General features: G+C 72.1%; 16 protein-coding genes and 1 pseudogene. 8 read left to right on the top strand and 9 right to left on the bottom strand.

The window, feature by feature from the left end:
* Window positions 1–23: 23 nt before the first annotated feature.
* Both ACWC5O_RS05055 and ACWC5O_RS05050 read right to left on the bottom strand, forming a co-directional pair.
* Window positions 24–1,040 (bottom strand): glutathione S-transferase family protein, encoded by a 1,017-nt coding sequence (locus ACWC5O_RS05055; RefSeq protein ID WP_450582342.1) that lies wholly within the window; start codon window positions 1,038–1,040, stop codon window positions 24–26.
* A gap of 286 nt (window positions 1,041–1,326) precedes the next feature.
* A complete protein-coding gene (locus tag ACWC5O_RS05050) occupies window positions 1,327–1,776 on the bottom strand; it encodes a nitroreductase family deazaflavin-dependent oxidoreductase (protein ID WP_450582340.1) in 450 nt (149 codons plus the stop codon).
* 231 nt (window positions 1,777–2,007) lie between these two features.
* Here ACWC5O_RS05050 and ACWC5O_RS05045 point away from each other — a divergent pair, with 231 nt between their 5' ends.
* Window positions 2,008–2,466, top strand: a complete 459-nt coding sequence (locus ACWC5O_RS05045) for a nuclear transport factor 2 family protein (protein ID WP_450582339.1) — start codon at window positions 2,008–2,010, stop codon at window positions 2,464–2,466.
* A 12-nt stretch (window positions 2,467–2,478) separates the two neighbouring features.
* On the opposite strand, the gene ACWC5O_RS05040 is transcribed toward ACWC5O_RS05045, so the two are convergent.
* Entirely contained in the window at window positions 2,479–3,111 is a 633-nt protein-coding gene (locus ACWC5O_RS05040) for a LysE family transporter (RefSeq protein WP_450582337.1), read from the bottom strand.
* A gap of 293 nt (window positions 3,112–3,404) precedes the next feature.
* Here ACWC5O_RS05040 and ACWC5O_RS05035 point away from each other — a divergent pair, with 293 nt between their 5' ends.
* Both ACWC5O_RS05035 and ACWC5O_RS05030 read left to right on the top strand, forming a co-directional pair.
* Window positions 3,405–4,634 (top strand): cytochrome P450, encoded by a 1,230-nt coding sequence (locus ACWC5O_RS05035; protein WP_450582336.1) that lies wholly within the window; start codon window positions 3,405–3,407, stop codon window positions 4,632–4,634.
* Window positions 4,635–4,646: 12 nt separating this feature from the next.
* Window positions 4,647–4,847, top strand: coding sequence for a ferredoxin (locus ACWC5O_RS05030; protein WP_450582335.1), 201 nt, complete (start codon window positions 4,647–4,649; stop codon window positions 4,845–4,847).
* Between the two features lie 68 nt (window positions 4,848–4,915).
* On the opposite strand, the gene ACWC5O_RS05025 is transcribed toward ACWC5O_RS05030, so the two are convergent.
* Window positions 4,916–5,515 carry a TetR/AcrR family transcriptional regulator gene (locus ACWC5O_RS05025; RefSeq protein ID WP_450582333.1) on the bottom strand — a complete coding sequence of 200 codons (600 nt, stop codon included), beginning with the start codon at window positions 5,513–5,515 and terminating at the stop codon, window positions 4,916–4,918.
* 110 nt (window positions 5,516–5,625) lie between these two features.
* Between ACWC5O_RS05025 and ACWC5O_RS05020 the strand changes: the two genes are divergently transcribed.
* Together ACWC5O_RS05020 and ACWC5O_RS05015 are read left to right on the top strand one after the other, a co-directional pair.
* Complete coding sequence (locus ACWC5O_RS05020) at window positions 5,626–6,084, top strand: nuclear transport factor 2 family protein (protein ID WP_450582332.1); 459 nt, start codon at window positions 5,626–5,628, stop codon at window positions 6,082–6,084.
* A gap of 9 nt (window positions 6,085–6,093) precedes the next feature.
* On the top strand, window positions 6,094–6,627 hold the full coding sequence (locus ACWC5O_RS05015; protein WP_450582330.1) for a flavoprotein: 534 nt from the start codon (window positions 6,094–6,096) through the stop codon (window positions 6,625–6,627).
* Between the two features lie 25 nt (window positions 6,628–6,652).
* On the opposite strand, the gene ACWC5O_RS05010 is transcribed toward ACWC5O_RS05015, so the two are convergent.
* Window positions 6,653–7,504, bottom strand: coding sequence for an endo alpha-1,4 polygalactosaminidase (locus tag ACWC5O_RS05010; RefSeq protein ID WP_450582328.1), 852 nt, complete (start codon window positions 7,502–7,504; stop codon window positions 6,653–6,655).
* Window positions 7,505–7,625: 121 nt separating this feature from the next.
* Here ACWC5O_RS05010 and ACWC5O_RS05005 point away from each other — a divergent pair, with 121 nt between their 5' ends.
* Window positions 7,626–8,594, top strand: coding sequence for an aldo/keto reductase (locus ACWC5O_RS05005; RefSeq protein WP_450582326.1), 969 nt, complete (start codon window positions 7,626–7,628; stop codon window positions 8,592–8,594).
* Between the two features lie 24 nt (window positions 8,595–8,618).
* Here the strand turns inward: ACWC5O_RS05005 and ACWC5O_RS05000 are convergent, their stop codons facing one another.
* The gene (locus tag ACWC5O_RS05000; protein ID WP_450582324.1) at window positions 8,619–9,428 is read right to left on the bottom strand and encodes a phytanoyl-CoA dioxygenase family protein; all 810 of its coding nucleotides are present in this window, start codon (window positions 9,426–9,428) and stop codon (window positions 8,619–8,621) included.
* 70 nt (window positions 9,429–9,498) lie between these two features.
* Here ACWC5O_RS05000 and ACWC5O_RS04995 point away from each other — a divergent pair, with 70 nt between their 5' ends.
* A complete protein-coding gene (locus ACWC5O_RS04995) occupies window positions 9,499–10,392 on the top strand; it encodes a helix-turn-helix domain-containing protein (RefSeq protein WP_450582323.1) in 894 nt (297 codons plus the stop codon).
* A 277-nt stretch (window positions 10,393–10,669) separates the two neighbouring features.
* Window positions 10,670–12,502, top strand: coding sequence for a ricin-type beta-trefoil lectin domain protein (locus tag ACWC5O_RS04990; RefSeq protein WP_450582322.1), 1,833 nt, complete (start codon window positions 10,670–10,672; stop codon window positions 12,500–12,502).
* A 33-nt stretch (window positions 12,503–12,535) separates the two neighbouring features.
* On the opposite strand, the gene ACWC5O_RS04985 is transcribed toward ACWC5O_RS04990, so the two are convergent.
* The 3 genes and pseudogenes from ACWC5O_RS04985 to ACWC5O_RS04975 form a co-directional block, all read right to left on the bottom strand.
* A complete protein-coding gene (locus ACWC5O_RS04985) occupies window positions 12,536–12,895 on the bottom strand; it encodes a universal stress protein (RefSeq protein ID WP_450582320.1) in 360 nt (119 codons plus the stop codon).
* A gap of 98 nt (window positions 12,896–12,993) precedes the next feature.
* A pseudogene (locus tag ACWC5O_RS04980) lies at window positions 12,994–13,089 on the bottom strand (SLC13 family permease); the annotation flags it as partial.
* 16 nt (window positions 13,090–13,105) lie between these two features.
* Window positions 13,106–14,347 carry a hypothetical protein gene (locus ACWC5O_RS04975; protein WP_450582318.1) on the bottom strand — a complete coding sequence of 414 codons (1,242 nt, stop codon included), beginning with the start codon at window positions 14,345–14,347 and terminating at the stop codon, window positions 13,106–13,108.
* Between the last annotated feature and the right edge of the window lie 176 nt (window positions 14,348–14,523).

The raw sequence follows: 14,523 nt of genomic DNA, 5'->3' as shown, positions 1-14,523 counted from the left end.
ACTCCTTCCTCGCGCCGCGGCCCTCATGCGGGGCGTCCTCGCGGCGCCACCCGTTCACCCCGGGGCACCGGACCTGGCGGCGTCCCGTCCCCGAACGGCCGGCCGCCGAGCTGCTCACGGTGGTGCGGGGTCAGCCAGCCGGCGAGATCCGGGCCGAGCGGCACGATGCCGGTGGGGTTGATGCCGGTGTGGACCTGGTAGTAGTGCCGCTTGATGTGGTCGAAGTCGACGGTGTCGCCGAACCCCGGCGTCTGGAAGAGGTCCCGGGCGTACGCCCACAGCACCGGGTTCTCCGCCAGCTTCCAGCGGTTGCACTTGAAGTGGCCGTGGTAGACGGCGTCGAACCGGACCAGTGTGGTGAACAGCCGGATGTCCGCCTCCGTGACGGTGTCGCCGACCAGATAGCGCTGCCCGGCCAGCCGCGCGGCGAGCAGTTCCAGCCGCCGGAACAGCGCCGCGCACGCCTCCTCGTACGCCACCTGGCGTGTGGCGAACCCGGCGCGGTAGACGCCGTTGTTCACGTCCTCGTACACCGCCGCCATCACCTCGTCGATCTCCTCGCGCCGGCCGACCGGGTACAGGTCCGGCGCGCCCGCGCGGTGCAGGGCCGTCCACTCGGTGGCCAGGTCCAGGGTGATGCGCTGGTAGTCGTTGGTGACCAGCTGCCCGCTGGGCACGTCCACGACGGCGGGAACGCTCACCCCGCCAGGAGCGTCCGTCTCTCGCCTGTCGTAGGCCTCGCTGAGCAACCGGATGCCGAGCACCGGGTCGCGGCCGCCGGGGTCCAGGGTGAACCGCCAGCTGCGGTCGTCCTGGATCGGGTCGGCGACAGCCATCGACAGCGCGTCCTCCAGACCCAGCAGCCGGCGCGAGATCACCGCCCGGCTCGCCCATGGGCAGGCACGGGAGACCACCAGGCGGTACCGTCCCGCTTCCACCGGCCATCCGTCCCGGCCGTCGGCGGTGATCCGGTCCGTGAAGTGGCTCTTGGACCGGGTGAACGTTCTGTGGCCGTACGACCTGTTGCCGTCGCCACGCATGTCTCCTCCTCGCCGCGCCGGCTCGTCCTCCTCAGACGCGTTCCCCGTTTTCGTCCGTCGGCACGGTGTGATCCGCCCGGGCAGGGGTACGGCTATGGGGCGGCCCTGGTCGTGCTGGGCGTGGTGTGCGTCGCCGAGGGCACCGACCGGCCGGCGGGCAGGCACAGAAGGGCCCCGCCGCGACGGGGGAACGCGGCGGGGCCCTGACGCACGACTGCCCGCCCGGAAGCCGGTTCATGCTTCCCGGGCACAGATTTTTCTAGAACGAGCCGTTTCCCGGCCTGAATCAGCTCCCGTCGAGCTGCTCCAGGACGAACACGGGGATCTCCCGCGAGGTCTTCTTCTGGTAGTCGGCGTACGGCGGGTACGCGGCCACGGCCCGCTCCCACCACTCGGCCTTCTCCGCGCCGGTGATCTCACGGGCCCTCATGTCCCGCTTGGCCGGACCGTCCTGCAGTTCCACATGGGGATCGGACTTCACGTTGAAGTACCAGACGGGGTGCTTGGGGGCACCGCCGAGGGAGGCGACCGCGGCGTACCGTCCCTCGTGCTCCACCCGCATCAGCGGCGTCTTGCGGATCTTCCCGCTCTTGCCGCCCCGGGTGGTCAGGATGATGACCGGCATCCCGGTGTCCAGCAGAGTCGTCCCCCTCGTCCCGCCCGAACTCTCGTACAGCTCGACCTGCTCGCGCACCCACTGCGTCGGGCTGGGTTCGTACTCGCCCTCAAGCGGCATGGCAACCGTCTCCTTGGTCGGTCCAACGACTGGCGTGCGGCCAGGTACAACACCCGCGGCCGCCCGAATCATCCGTACCGCACGTCACTTCGCCCAGGCGGGTGATTACCCCGCGGGTCATCGCGCCGCTCCGGACGCCTCGGGCACAGTGATCCCGGGCGATCACCACGCGCCCGCTGCGGACGGCCGAGAGACGAGAAGACGAGAAGACGAGAAAGGGGCAAGGCGCTCATGCTTCCCGCCTGCACCACCCCGACCCGCTCCGTCGTGGAGGAACTGCTCCGCCGGATCGGTCAGGGCGACCCCGATCGGATCGGCGAGCTGTACGCGGAGCACGGCGACTGGAAGCTGAGCTGGCCGCAGGACGAGCACGGCCGCGCCGACACCCCGTGGATCCGGCACCGCACCACCCGCGCCGACGCCGTCGCCCACTACCGAGAGCTGGCCGCCCACCACATCCCGGAGAAGGCGGACACCCGGATCGAGCGCGTCCTGGTCGACGGAGACGACGCGGTCGTCCTCGGAGCCATCCGGCAGACGGCCGAGCCGACCGGCCGCTCCTACACCGCCCGGTTCGCCCTGCACCTCACCGTCCGGGACGGCCTGGTAGTGCGCCACCACGTCTACGAGGACAGCCTCGCCGTCGCCCGCGCCTTCGCACCCGGTCCCGAGGGCACTCGGGCGCCCTGACCGCCCGCCGGGTCACCCGGCTGTCACGGTCATCCGCACCGCCAGCACCAGGATCACCCCGCTGGAGACCAGCGCCGTCGTCAACCGTCCCCGGCGGCCGGTGAGGAGTCGGCCGAGCAGGGCGCCGCCGCCGGCCAGCAGCAGCTGCCAGCTCGCGGAGGCGGCGAAGGCCGCCACGACGAACACGGCCCGCTCCAGTGGTCGTACGGCGTCCGCGGCACTGGTGCCGAGCACCAGCGCGACGAAGTAGATCACCGTGACGGGGTTGAGGAGGGTGATCCCGAGCAGGCCGAGATACGCGCGTCCGGCGCCGGGAACCGGCCGCTCGGGGCGAGTGGCCGGCCTGTGGGCGCGGTACTGGCGCAGGGCCATGGCCGCTCCCCAGACCGCGAGGGCGACGAGGACCAGGGCCGAGGCCCAGCGCAGCGGGGGCAGGACTGGTCGCAGTGCCGCCGCCAGGGCCGAGCCGCCCGCCGCGGCGAGCAGCGCGTACAGGCCGTCGGCCGTGGCGATACCGAGGGCGGCGCAGGCGCCGGTGCGCAGCGAGGTGCGGGCGGTGAGGGAGACCAGGTAGGTCCCGACCGCGCCGACGGGAATCGCGATGCCGTAGCCGGCCAGCAGGCCGGCGAGGAGCGCGGCCGTCACGGGCGCGCGGGCTCGGGCCTCCGACGACGGCCGGGCTGCTGCTGGCCCCGCACCGGAAGGACGGTGACGGCGGTCGGCGGCAGAATGGTGTCCATAAGCAACATGGGCAGATCCTCGGGCCGCCGGCTCCGCGGCGGCAAGCGATTTTCGGCGCGTTCCCCCCCCGGTGACCACACTCTTCGGCCAGATCGCACCGATCACCGATCTGGCCGAACTTGTCGTCGTCCCATAGGTGCCTGGGGCATCTAATGAAGATCGGCACGACGCACTTCTTTCGTCTGCGAGGTCTTTCCATGACGGAACTGACGGACATCACCGGCCCGGCGAACCCGGCCGAACCCCTCGCCTTCCCCCAGGACCGCACCTGCCCCTACCACCCGCCCGCCGGATACCAGCCGCTGCGCGACGGGCGAGCCCTGTCCCACGCCACCCTCTTCGACGGCCGCGAGGTCTGGCTGGTCACCGGCCATGCCACCGCCCGCGCGCTGCTCGCCGACAGTCGCCTGTCCACCGACCGGAGCCGCCCCGACTTCCCCATGCCCACGGCCCGCTTCGCGGCCGTCCGTGACCGCCGGGTCGCGCTGCTCGGCGTCGACGACCCCGTGCACCAGCGGCAGCGGCGGATGATGATCCCGTCGTTCACCCTCAAACGCGCGACCGAGCTGCGGCCCACCATCCAGCGGATCGTGGACGGGCTCCTGGACGCGATGATCGAGAAGGGCCCGCCCGCCGAACTGGTCTCCGCCTTCGCCCTGCCCGTGCCGTCCATGGTGATCTGCGGTCTGCTCGGGGTGCCGTACGCCGACCACGAGTTCTTCGAGGAGCAGTCCCGCAGGCTGCTGCGCGGTCCGTCGGCCGCCGACACCCAGGAGGCGCGCGAGCGGCTGGAGGCCTACCTCGGCGACCTGATCGACCGCAAGGCTCAGCAGGCCGAGCCCGGTGACGGGGTCCTGGACGACCTCGTCCACCAGCAGCCGAGCGAGGGCGCGCCGGACCGGGCCGAACTGCTCGCGCTGGCCGTCATCCTGCTGGTCGCCGGGCACGAGACGACCGCCAACATGATCTCCCTCGGCACCTACACGCTGCTCCAGCACCCCGACCGGCTGGCCGAGCTGCGCGCCGACCCGGCGCTGCTGCCCGCGGCCGTCGAGGAACTGATGCGGATGCTGTCCATCGCGGAGGGCATGCTGCGGGTGGCCCTGGAGGACATCGACGTCGCCGGCATCACGATCCGGGCCGGCGAGGGCGTGCTCTTCGCGACCTCGATCATCAACCGCGACGCGTCCCTGTACGACGACCCCGACGCTCTGGACTTCCACCGCCCCGCCCGCCACCACGTGGCCTTCGGTTTCGGCATCCACCAGTGCCTGGGCCAGAACCTGGCCCGTGCGGAGCTGGAGATCGCCCTCGGCGCCCTGCTCCGGCGGCTGCCCGGCCTCCGGCTGGCCGCGCCCGCCGAGGAGATCCCCTTCAAACCCGGCGACACGATCCAGGGGATGCTGGAGCTCCCCGTGACCTGGTAAGAGGCTCAGCCCATGCACATCGAGATCGACAAGGACGTCTGCATCGGCGCGGGCCAGTGTGCGCTGACCGCGCCGGGCGTGTTCGCCCAGGACGACGACGGCTACAGCATGCTGATCCCCGGCCGTGAGGACGGCGCGGGCGACCCGATGGTCCGCGAGGCTGCCCGCGCCTGCCCGGTGAGCGCGATCAAGGTGACGGAGCCGGCCGGCTGAGACGACTGCCCACCTCTGCCGGTGAGGCACCGTCTCCCGGGAGCCGGCCTGATCCGCCGGACAAGGCCCTAGCTGTGCTGACCGGACGAGTTGGTCACGCGGCCGGCTGGGGTTTGGCCGGCGGCTGCCATCAGCACCCGTGCCGCCTCGCGGGCCTCGGCCGCCGGCCGGGTGCTCCCGGTGACGCCCGCCGTGACCATGGCGCCCTCGGCCAGCAGGAACAGGGGGCCGGTGAGTGCGGCGGGCAGTCCCGCGTCGGTCACGAGCGAGGCGAGGTAGCCCCGGAACGCCTCCTTGTGCGCGCGCACCTGCTCCGCCACCCGGGCCGACGTGGCGCCCAGTTCGCCGTACGCGTTGATCCAGGCGCAGCCGCGGAAGCCGTCCTCGCCGAACCACCCCTCCAGCCAGTCGAAGACGGCCGGGATCCGCTCCCGCGGGTCCGGCTGCCGTGCCACGTGCTCGGCGAGCCGTCCGCGCCAGCGCTCGTCCCGCCGGGCCAGATACGCCTCGACGAGTTGGTCCTTGGCGGGGAAGAGCTGGTAGAGGCGCTTGAGCGACACGCCCGAGGCGCCGCGCAGCTCGTCCATGCCCACGGACTGTATGCCCCGGGCGTAGAACAGCTTCTCCGCGGCGTCGAGCGCCTGGTCCCGGGCGACCGCGCTGTCCATCTGCGACCCACTCCTTGACGAGAGAACGAACGTTCTCCTACGGTAGCAGTCAGAGTGGAGAACGATCGTTCTCCGATGCTGTTAGAAGCCGTACGAGCCGAGGAGCCACCATGGCCGACCGACCGCCCCTGCCTCCCTTCACCCACGAGACCGCCGCGCAGAAGGTCCAGGCCGCCGAGGACGCCTGGAACACCCGTGACCCGCACAAGGTGGCGCTCGCCTACTCGGAGGACTCCGTCTGGCGCAACCGCGACACCTTCGTCACCGGCCGCGCCGAGATCGTCGAGTTCCTCACCGCCAAGTGGCGGCGCGAGCGGGACTACGCGCTGCGCAAGGACTTGTGGGCTTTCGACGGCAACCGCATCGCCGTCCGCTTCCAGTACGAGTGCCGGGACGCCGACGGGCAGTGGTGGCGTTCCTACGGCAACGAACTCTGGGAGTTCGACGAGCACGGTCTGATGACCCGGCGGGAGGCGAGCATCAACGACGTCCGCATCGGGGAGGACCAGCGCCGCATCCACGGACCACGGCCCGAGGCCGAGCGAGGGCGGACCTTCCCGCTTCAGTAGGGTGCCCGGATGACCCCACAGGACCGGAAGCCCTTCCTCTACGTCGTCGTCTGCGCGGCCGGGATCGCCGCCGGCGTCAGCAAGCTGATCACTGCCGCCCAGGAACGGAGCTGGGAGGTCGGGGTCATCGCCACACCGGTCGCCATGGGCGGCTTCTTCGACACCGCCGCCGTCGAGGCGCAGACGGGCCGGCCGATACGGTCCGCGTGGCGCTCCCCGGCCGACCCGCGCCCGTTCCCGCCGCCGGACGCCGTGGTGGTGGCCCCCGCCACCTTCAACACCGTCAACAAGTGGGCGGCCGGACTGGCCGACACCCTCGCCGTCGGCACCCTGTGCGAGGCCGCCGGGCTGGGCGTGCCGATCGCCGTCCTGCCCTGCGTGGCGGACGCGCTGGCCGCCCACCCGGCCTACCAGGACAGCCTGATCCGGCTGCGCGGGATGGGCGTCCGCTTCGGCGAGCCGTACTCCGGCATGCCCGAGGAGGGCGGCGGGCGGCCCGAGTTCCCCTGGGAGAGCGCGCTCGACCTGCTGGAGCGGTCCTGAGGGACGGCAGGGCCGTTCCGGTGAGTCACCGCACCTTTCGGACGTATTCCGGCTTGCCCGGTGTGGAGACGTCCACGTCCCGGCGGACGATGCTCAGCCGGTCGCCCCAGCGGGCGAGGGCCTTGCGCAGGCCGCTGTCGGTGTACTCGATGTCCACGACGCGGTCGTCGAACGCCTTGGCGTACACCTCGCACTCGTCGTACTGCCCGCACTCCTCCGCGACCGCGAAGTCCAGCCCGGCCTGCCGTCGTTGCCCGGCCAGTTCGGCGGTGTTCTTCTGCCCGACGGCCAGGTGCCGGGCGTGCGCGTGCCGGGAGATCAGGCGCATGAACGCGGTCGCGTCGGCGGCCGTGAGCAGGTGACGGGAGCGGGTGTAGCTGTCGTAGTTGTCGGGCTCGACGGCGTCGTAGCCCTTCTTCGCGCAGCCGTCGATCCACCGGTCGACCCGCTCCGCCACGCGCTCACGCTTGGCCGGGGTGCGCAGGTCGAGCAGCGGCTCGTTCCAGTCCTCGTCGATGACGACCCTGCCGTGGGCGTCGCGCAGCAGCAGGTCGGCGGGCCAGGAGGAGCGCTCCTCCGGCTGGGCCTGGAAGGCGTTGACGTAGCAGACGTTGTACAGGCCCGGCGCGGGGGAGTCGGAGCGGTCGCGGCTGACGATCCGGACACCGGCGGGCGGGGGATAGGCGCCGCCGATCTGGTAGTCGAAACCGGCGTGGCGCGGCGGCAGGCGTACGGCGGCGGGCTTCTCGGACGGCTTCCCGGACGTGCTGCCCGATGCGCAACCGGTCAGTGCCGACACCGCGACGGCCAGGGCGAGCAGCGCGGTGCCGACGGTCGTCCCAGGACCTGAGACACGGGAGACACCCTTGGTGGGCACGTGCGCTCCATTGATCACGTGTCAGGATCCAATCGTCCGCGCGACGTCGCAGTCAAGTCGGCGCCGGGCCACGACGTACGCTCCTGGGTGACCATCGTCCCGGAAGGCAGGAGCAGCAACGATGCAGTACGTGAAGCTCGGTTCGACGGGTCTGGACGTGTCGCGGATCTGTCTGGGCTGCATGACCTACGGCCTGCCCGACCGCGGCGTCCACGAGTGGACCCTCGACGAGGAGGCGTCCCGGCCGCTGATCCGGCAGGCGCTGGAGGCGGGCGTCAACTTCTTCGACACCGCCAACGTCTACTCCGACGGCACCAGCGAGGAGATCGTCGGCAAGGCCCTGCGCGAGTTCGCCGACCGCGACGAGATCGTGCTGGCCACCAAGGTGCACGGCCGGATGCGGCCGGGCCCCAACGGGGCCGGGCTGTCCCGCAAGGTCATCATGTCCGAGCTCGACCACAGCCTGCGCCGCCTCGGCACCGACTACGTCGACCTCTACCAGATCCACCGTTACGACCACTCCACTCCGATCGAGGAGACGATGGAGGCGCTGCACGACGTGGTCAAGGCGGGCAAGGTGCGCTACATCGGGGCGAGTTCGATGTACGCCTGGGAGTTCTCCAAGGCCCAGTACACGGCCGAGCGGCACGGCTGGACCAGGTTCGTGTCCATGCAGAACCACTACAACCTGCTCTACCGCGAGGAGGAGCGGGAGATGCTGCCGCTCTGCGCGGACCAGGGTGTGGGCGTGCTGCCCTGGAGCCCGCTCGCCCGCGGCCGGCTCACCCGCGACTGGGGCACCGTCACCGAGCGCAGCGCCCAGGACAACTTCGGCAGCCGCCTCTACCTGGAGAGCGACCGCTCCATCGTCGAGGCCGTCACCCGTATCGCCGCCGACCGCGGTGTCCCGCGCGCCCAGGTCGCGCTCGCCTGGCTGCTGCACCAGGACACGGTGGCCGCACCGATCGTCGGCGCGGCCAAGCCGCAGCACATCGAGGACGCGGTGGCCGCCGTCGGACTGGAGCTGAGCGACAAGGAGATCAAGGAGCTGGAGGAGGCCTACACCCCGCGCGGGATCAGCGGCCACTGACACTCAAAGGGGTCCGGGCGACCCTCAATGGGGACCGTGCGGTGCGAACTCCGTGCCGCACGGACCGGCATCCTCGCTCTCCGGCAGCGGGACGCGCACACCGGACATGGTCAGCGTCCGGTAGTAGCCGCCGATGCGCTCGGCCGAACGGCCCACGTAGTGCCCGACGAAGGAGCGCCGGAAGCGGTCGGCGCTGCGGTTGGGTCCCGAGCCGTGCACCAGGCTGCCGTTGAAGAACAGCACGTCGCCCGGTGCCATGTCCACGGGCACCGCAGTCAGACCGGGCGGCGGCGGGACGTACTCGCGGGCGAACGACACCTCCTCGTCCGCCACTTCGGGACAGAACAGGTCCATCCGGTGCGTGCCCGGGACGACTTCGAGGCCGCCGTTGTCCCGGTCGATGTCGTCACAGGCGACCCAAGCGGCCACACAGGTGCCCGGCTCGACCCGCAGATAGAAGTTGTCCTGGTGCAGCGCCTGACCCCGGGCGCCCGGCGGCTTGAAGTAGAACATGCTCTGCGCGGCCAGCACCTCCTCGCCGAACAGCACTTCCAGCACCGCCCGAAGCCGGGCGTCCAGCAGGAAGTCCCGCGCCTGCGCGCTGAACTCGTGCGGATGCATCACCCGGGGATGCCTGCGCAGCGGGTCGGGGTCCGCGGGCCGCGGCTCGAAGTGCCCGCGGACCGGACCGGCCGCGTGCAGCGCCGCGAAGCCCTCGCACAGCCGCTCGATCTCGTCGTACCCGAACAGCCCGCGTACGACGGTGGATCCCGTCTCCTCGAACTGCTGCCGGAGTGCGCCCGGCAGGATGCCGCCGATGTCCGTGGCTGTCATGTGTCCGCTCCTCGGTCCAATGGCCACCTGCCTGCCACGCTAGGCCGACACACGTTCGGGGAGGATGCCCATGCATGCTGACGGACTGCCCGGGACTGCTGCCGGCGACCCGTCCCCGCCGCCGGGTCTGGTGGTGACCGGGCGCTACGACCAGGGGCCGGGGTACGGCGTCAACCGGCCGCGGGGGTCGGACAGCTGGCTGTTCACCTTCACCACGGGCGGGCGCGGCGCCATCCGGCAGGGCGGCGCCCGTGCCGAGGCGGTCGCGGGGCATCTGGTGGTGCTCGCTCCGGGGGTGGCCCACCGCTATGCCGTGGCACCGGGCGCCGCGCACTGGCGGTTCTGGTGGGTGCACTGCCAGGCCCGCCCGTCCTGGGCGCCCTGGCTCGGCCCGTACGCCGTCGCCGACGGCCTGTACGTCGTGGCACCCGTCCCCGAGGACCCGCACGGCCGCATCGAGGCCGCGTTCGGCCGGATGCTCGCCGACGCCCGTCGGCCCGCGCCGGGCACACCGCCCGAGGCGGAGGACCCGGTGGCCGTGGCCCACGGGAGCCTGGCGCGGGAGCTGGCCCTGTGCGCGCTGGAGGAGGTCGTGCTGCTCGCCGCCTCAGGCGCCCGGGCACGGGCATCCGAGCCGGGCGACGACGCCCGCGTGCGGCACGCCGAGGAGTTGATCGCCGCCGACCCGGGCGCCCCGCACACCGTCGCCTCGCTCGCCGAGAGCGTGGCGCTCTCCCCGTCCCGGTTCGCCCACCTGTTCACGCAGCGGACCGGCAGGCCGCCCATGCGCGCCCTGCGCGAGGCCCGGCTGCGGCACGCGGCCCGGCTGCTGGAGGCCACCGGCCTGACGGTGGAGCGGGTGGCGGCGGCGTCCGGATTCCTGAGCCCCTTCCATTTCAGCCGCGTCTTCCGTGAGCGTTACGGAGTGCCGCCCGGTGTCTATCGGGCGGGTGGACGGCCGTAATGCATGGCAAAGGCTTTTATTGACGAACAGTCAAAGAGCGGCTTGTCGACGCAATGTTTAAAAGTGGGAGATCTCTTGTTCAATGGCGTCGGGCTGTGCAAAAGTGTGCGCTGTCGGCGTGCGGACAATTACATTTTCCACTGCATGCCCCAGGCCGCTCCCGTTCGCCCCCCCACGCTTCAAAAGAGCTGCCCAGGCGGACGTCCGAGATGCCCAATCCCATTCCGTGCCTATTGGTATGGACTAATTCCCGTGTCGGGCCCGGAGGAACGCAGCCGTGAATGACGCAGGCCGGTCGGATTCCGCCCCAACCGCCCGCCGCTTCGATGCCTCGGACGAGCAACTGAGTGCCGAACTGAAGAAGTGGACGGGATCGACGCCCGCGCTCCACCCGGTCGGTGAACTCCTGGACCGGCACTGGGAAGCGGCCTTCGCCTACGCCCGGCTGTGCACCGACGGACCGCGTGCCGCCGGCATGCTCACCACGGCCGCCTTCACCCGGCTGTTCGGCGAGTCCCTCCGCCAGACGGGCCCGTCCGCCGCCTGGCGCCCGCACCTGCTGGTCACCGTCCGCCGGATCGCGGCCGAATGGGACGGCGACGGCCGCCAGGAACTCCTCCACCCCGCCCTGCGGCCGGGCACCGGCAGCGGCGAGCGCGCGGCCGCCCGGCTGCTCCCGCCGTCCGGCCGGCGACTGCTGTCCCGCGCGTTCCAGCGGCTGCCCCAGTCGGCCCGCGCGGTGCTGTGGCACATCGAGGTCGAGGCCGAACCCCTCGCCGTCCCCGCCGCTCTGCTCGGCCTGGACGAGGAGGAGACCCGGGTCGAACTGGGCCGCGCCCGCGAACGGCTGCGCGAGGAATGCCTCCAGGCCCACCGCGAACTCGCCCCCGAGGCCGAGTGCCGGCGCTACCTGCGCATGCTCGACGTGACCTTCCGCCGCGGCGGCGTCGACGTCGACCCCGATCTGCAGCAGCACCTGTCCGGCTGCCGGCACTGCAGCCAGACCGCCGACCAACTGGTCCGGTTCAACGAGGGGCTCGGTCTCGCACTCGCCGAGGCGGTCCTCGGCTGGGGCGCCCACGCCTACGCGGAGTCCCGGGCGGCCCGCACCGAGCGGACCACGGCCCCGGACCCGGTACCGGCCCCCGAAGTTCCCTTGGGCGGCGAGTCCTTCAGCCCCGCGGCACCCGCGCCCGCCACCCCCGCCCCTGCCGCCACGCCCGGCCGCTCCCGCCGTTCCGCGCACCGGGCGGCCCGCCGTGCCCGTCGCCGCAATCTCGCCGTGGCCGTCGTCACGGTCAGCGGCCTGGTCGTCCTCCCGCTGGTCGTGTGGTCGGTGCTCGGCTCGGGCGACGACCCGGCCCCGGCCCCCAGCGGCACGCCCTCCCGGACCCCGGGCAAGGACTCAGCGAAACCGGGTCCGTCCTGGGCCGGTGCCAGCGGCACCACCAAGGGCGCGCTGCGCGGCCGGCTGCACAACCTCGCCTCGGGTCTGTGCGTGGGCGTCGTCGGCAAGAAGGCCGTCAAGGGAGCGGAGACCGAACTCACCGCCTGCTCCACGGAGGCGAGCCAGCAGTGGTCGTACGAGACCGACGGACTGCTGCGCAACACCTCCGCCCCGGACCTGTGCCTGGACTCCCACCTCGGCTATTCGGTCCGGCTCGCCCCCTGTTCGGTCACCGGTGAGGCGGCCAAGGACATCCGCTACGACTTCACGCCGCAGGGCGCACTGGTGCCCCGCTCGGACCAGGATCTGGCGCTGACCCCCGCCGCGACCGACGGCTCCGGCGCCCTCGTCCTGAAGAACCGCGCCGCGAACTCGGCCCAGCGCTGGACCGTCGACACCGCCAAGCCGGACCTGCAGATGGAAGTCGTCAACTGGGACACCGACAACACCCCCGCACCGTCGCCGTCGGTCAAGGCCACCCCCAGGGCCTCGAAGACCCCGGCCGCGACCTCCGCCCCGACCGCATCCAAGTCCACCCCCGCGCCGTCGAGTTCCCCTACGCGCGACTTCTGCTCGGTCCACCCGGACTACTGCGGCTGGGGCGGTGGCGGTGGCTACAACGGCGGTGGCTACGGCGGCGGTACGGGGGGCCGCCACCGCTGAGCGTCGCCCGGCCGGGCCGGTCAGGGGCGTGACTCAGTGGTGATGGCGCGGCGGCGGGGGAGGGATCATCCCGAGGTGCGGGGCCGGTTCGGGCCACACCGGCGGCACCGGGCAGGGCGCGTGGTCGACGGCGAACCGTACGGCCGGGCCCAGGCGGTGCGGCCCGAGCCGGGAACGGTCGCCGTCCCGGGCCGGCACCAGCAGATCGGCCCCGTCGGCCGCGGCCACCATCTCCCGCTCGGCGCGCCCCGCGTACGCGCCGTGCGCCACCCCGGGCACGTCCGGACCGGTCACATGCGGCAGCACCACCTCGAAGGCGGGCGGGGCGTGGGTGCGTACGGCGTCCACGCAGGCGGGCCAGGTGTCCTCGACGAGCCGGGCGATCACACGCATCCGGCCGGCTTCCCCCGGCTCTCGGAACCCTCGCAGGAGGGGAACCCTCAGAGAATCTGCAGCGACCCCCACAGTGCCACCACCGACCCGGCCATCGACACCACGACCGTGGCGTCCAGGCTGAGCACCGCCGTGATCGCCGACGCCAGCGCGAACACCGCCGTCAGCAGCCGCACCGGACGGCCCGCCGCCCACCCGCCGGCGCGCGGCCTACGAGGACCGGGTGCCCGCCGTGCCCAGGAACTCCTCCCAGCCGCCCACCGGGGCCTGGCCCGGTGACAGCGTGCGCAGCTTGCGCAGCACCGCCGGGTCCTGCGCCTCCAGCCAGGCCACGAGCTGCTTGAAGGACACGAACCGGACTTCGTCGTGCTCGGCCATCCGGCCGATCGCCTCCTCGACGGCGTCCATGTAGATGCCGCCGTTCCAGCGTTCGAAGTGGTTGCCGATGAAGAAGGGGGCGCGGTTGGTCTCGTACGCGCGCCGGAACCCGGCCAGGTAGGTGTCTCTGGCCTGTGTGCGCCAGGCGTCGAACCGGGTGCGATCGCCGAGGGGGTTTCCGCCGGACTGGTTGAACATCATGTTGTAGTCCATCGACAGCACTTGGAAGGAGTGGCCGGCGAAGGGTATGGACTGCAGCGGGAAGTCCCAGATCCGGCCGCCCTGCACCTTGCCCGGCCAGATCTGCAGCCCGCCCGGGGAGCTGGCGTCGTACTTCCAGCCGAGCGCGGCCGCGGTGGGCAGCAGGTTGGTCTGGCCCTCCAGGCAGGGGGTGCGGCCGCCGATCAGCTCCTTGCGGTAGTCGAAGGGCAGCGGTTCGAGGTCGGAGAAGCCGGTGTTCGTCTTCCACTTCGTGACGAAGTCGATCGCCTGCTCGATCTCGCTGCGCCACTCGGCGGGCGACCAGTTGCGCACCCCGGTCGCGCCGCAGAAGTGTCCGTTGAAGTGGGTGCCGATCTCGTGGCCCTCCAGCCAGGCGGCCCGCACCTGCTGAATGGTGGCGTGGATGTGCCGGTCGGCGAGGTAACCGATGTCGGACGCGCCGACCGCGTGCTGCGGCGGGCGGTACAGGTCCTTCTTGGCCTCCGGCAGGGTGTAGATGCCGCTGAGGAAGAAGGTCATCTTGGCCCCGTGGTCGGACGCGACCTTGCGGAACCGGGAGAAGAGCTTGTTGCTCAGCTCGCCGGCGCCGTCCCAGGAGAACACCACGAACTGCGGGGGCTTCTGGCCCGGCTTCAGCCGGACCGGCTTCGGCTGGTGCGGCTGCGCGCCGGTGTCGGCGGTGGACCCGTCACCGATGAGCTTGGCCGGCCGGGCCTGCTTGGTGCCCTTGCCGTACGCCGGGTCCTTCCCGCCGACGGACAGCCCGCCGCCGGTGGAGCAGGCGGACAGGGCCCCGAGGGCGCCCGCGGCCGCCCCCGCCGTCAGCACACGCCTGCGTGAAATGCCGCTCATGTTCTTCCCCGGTTTCCTCGTCGCGGCTCCCTGCGGAGCCTTCTCGCTGTGCGGTCGACGGGTTCGATGAGGGGTCCCCGCGGAAAGATCGCGGCGGCTGGGACGTGTTGCCGTCCTGTGACACTTGTGGCGCGCACATGACGAACCCCGCTGCCCGGGAGCGGGCAGCGGGGTTC

The organism is Streptomyces sp. NPDC001450 (assembly GCF_053597295.1).
Note: the sequence above shows the minus strand (reverse complement) of the source record. Positions and strands in the feature narration are given on the sequence as shown.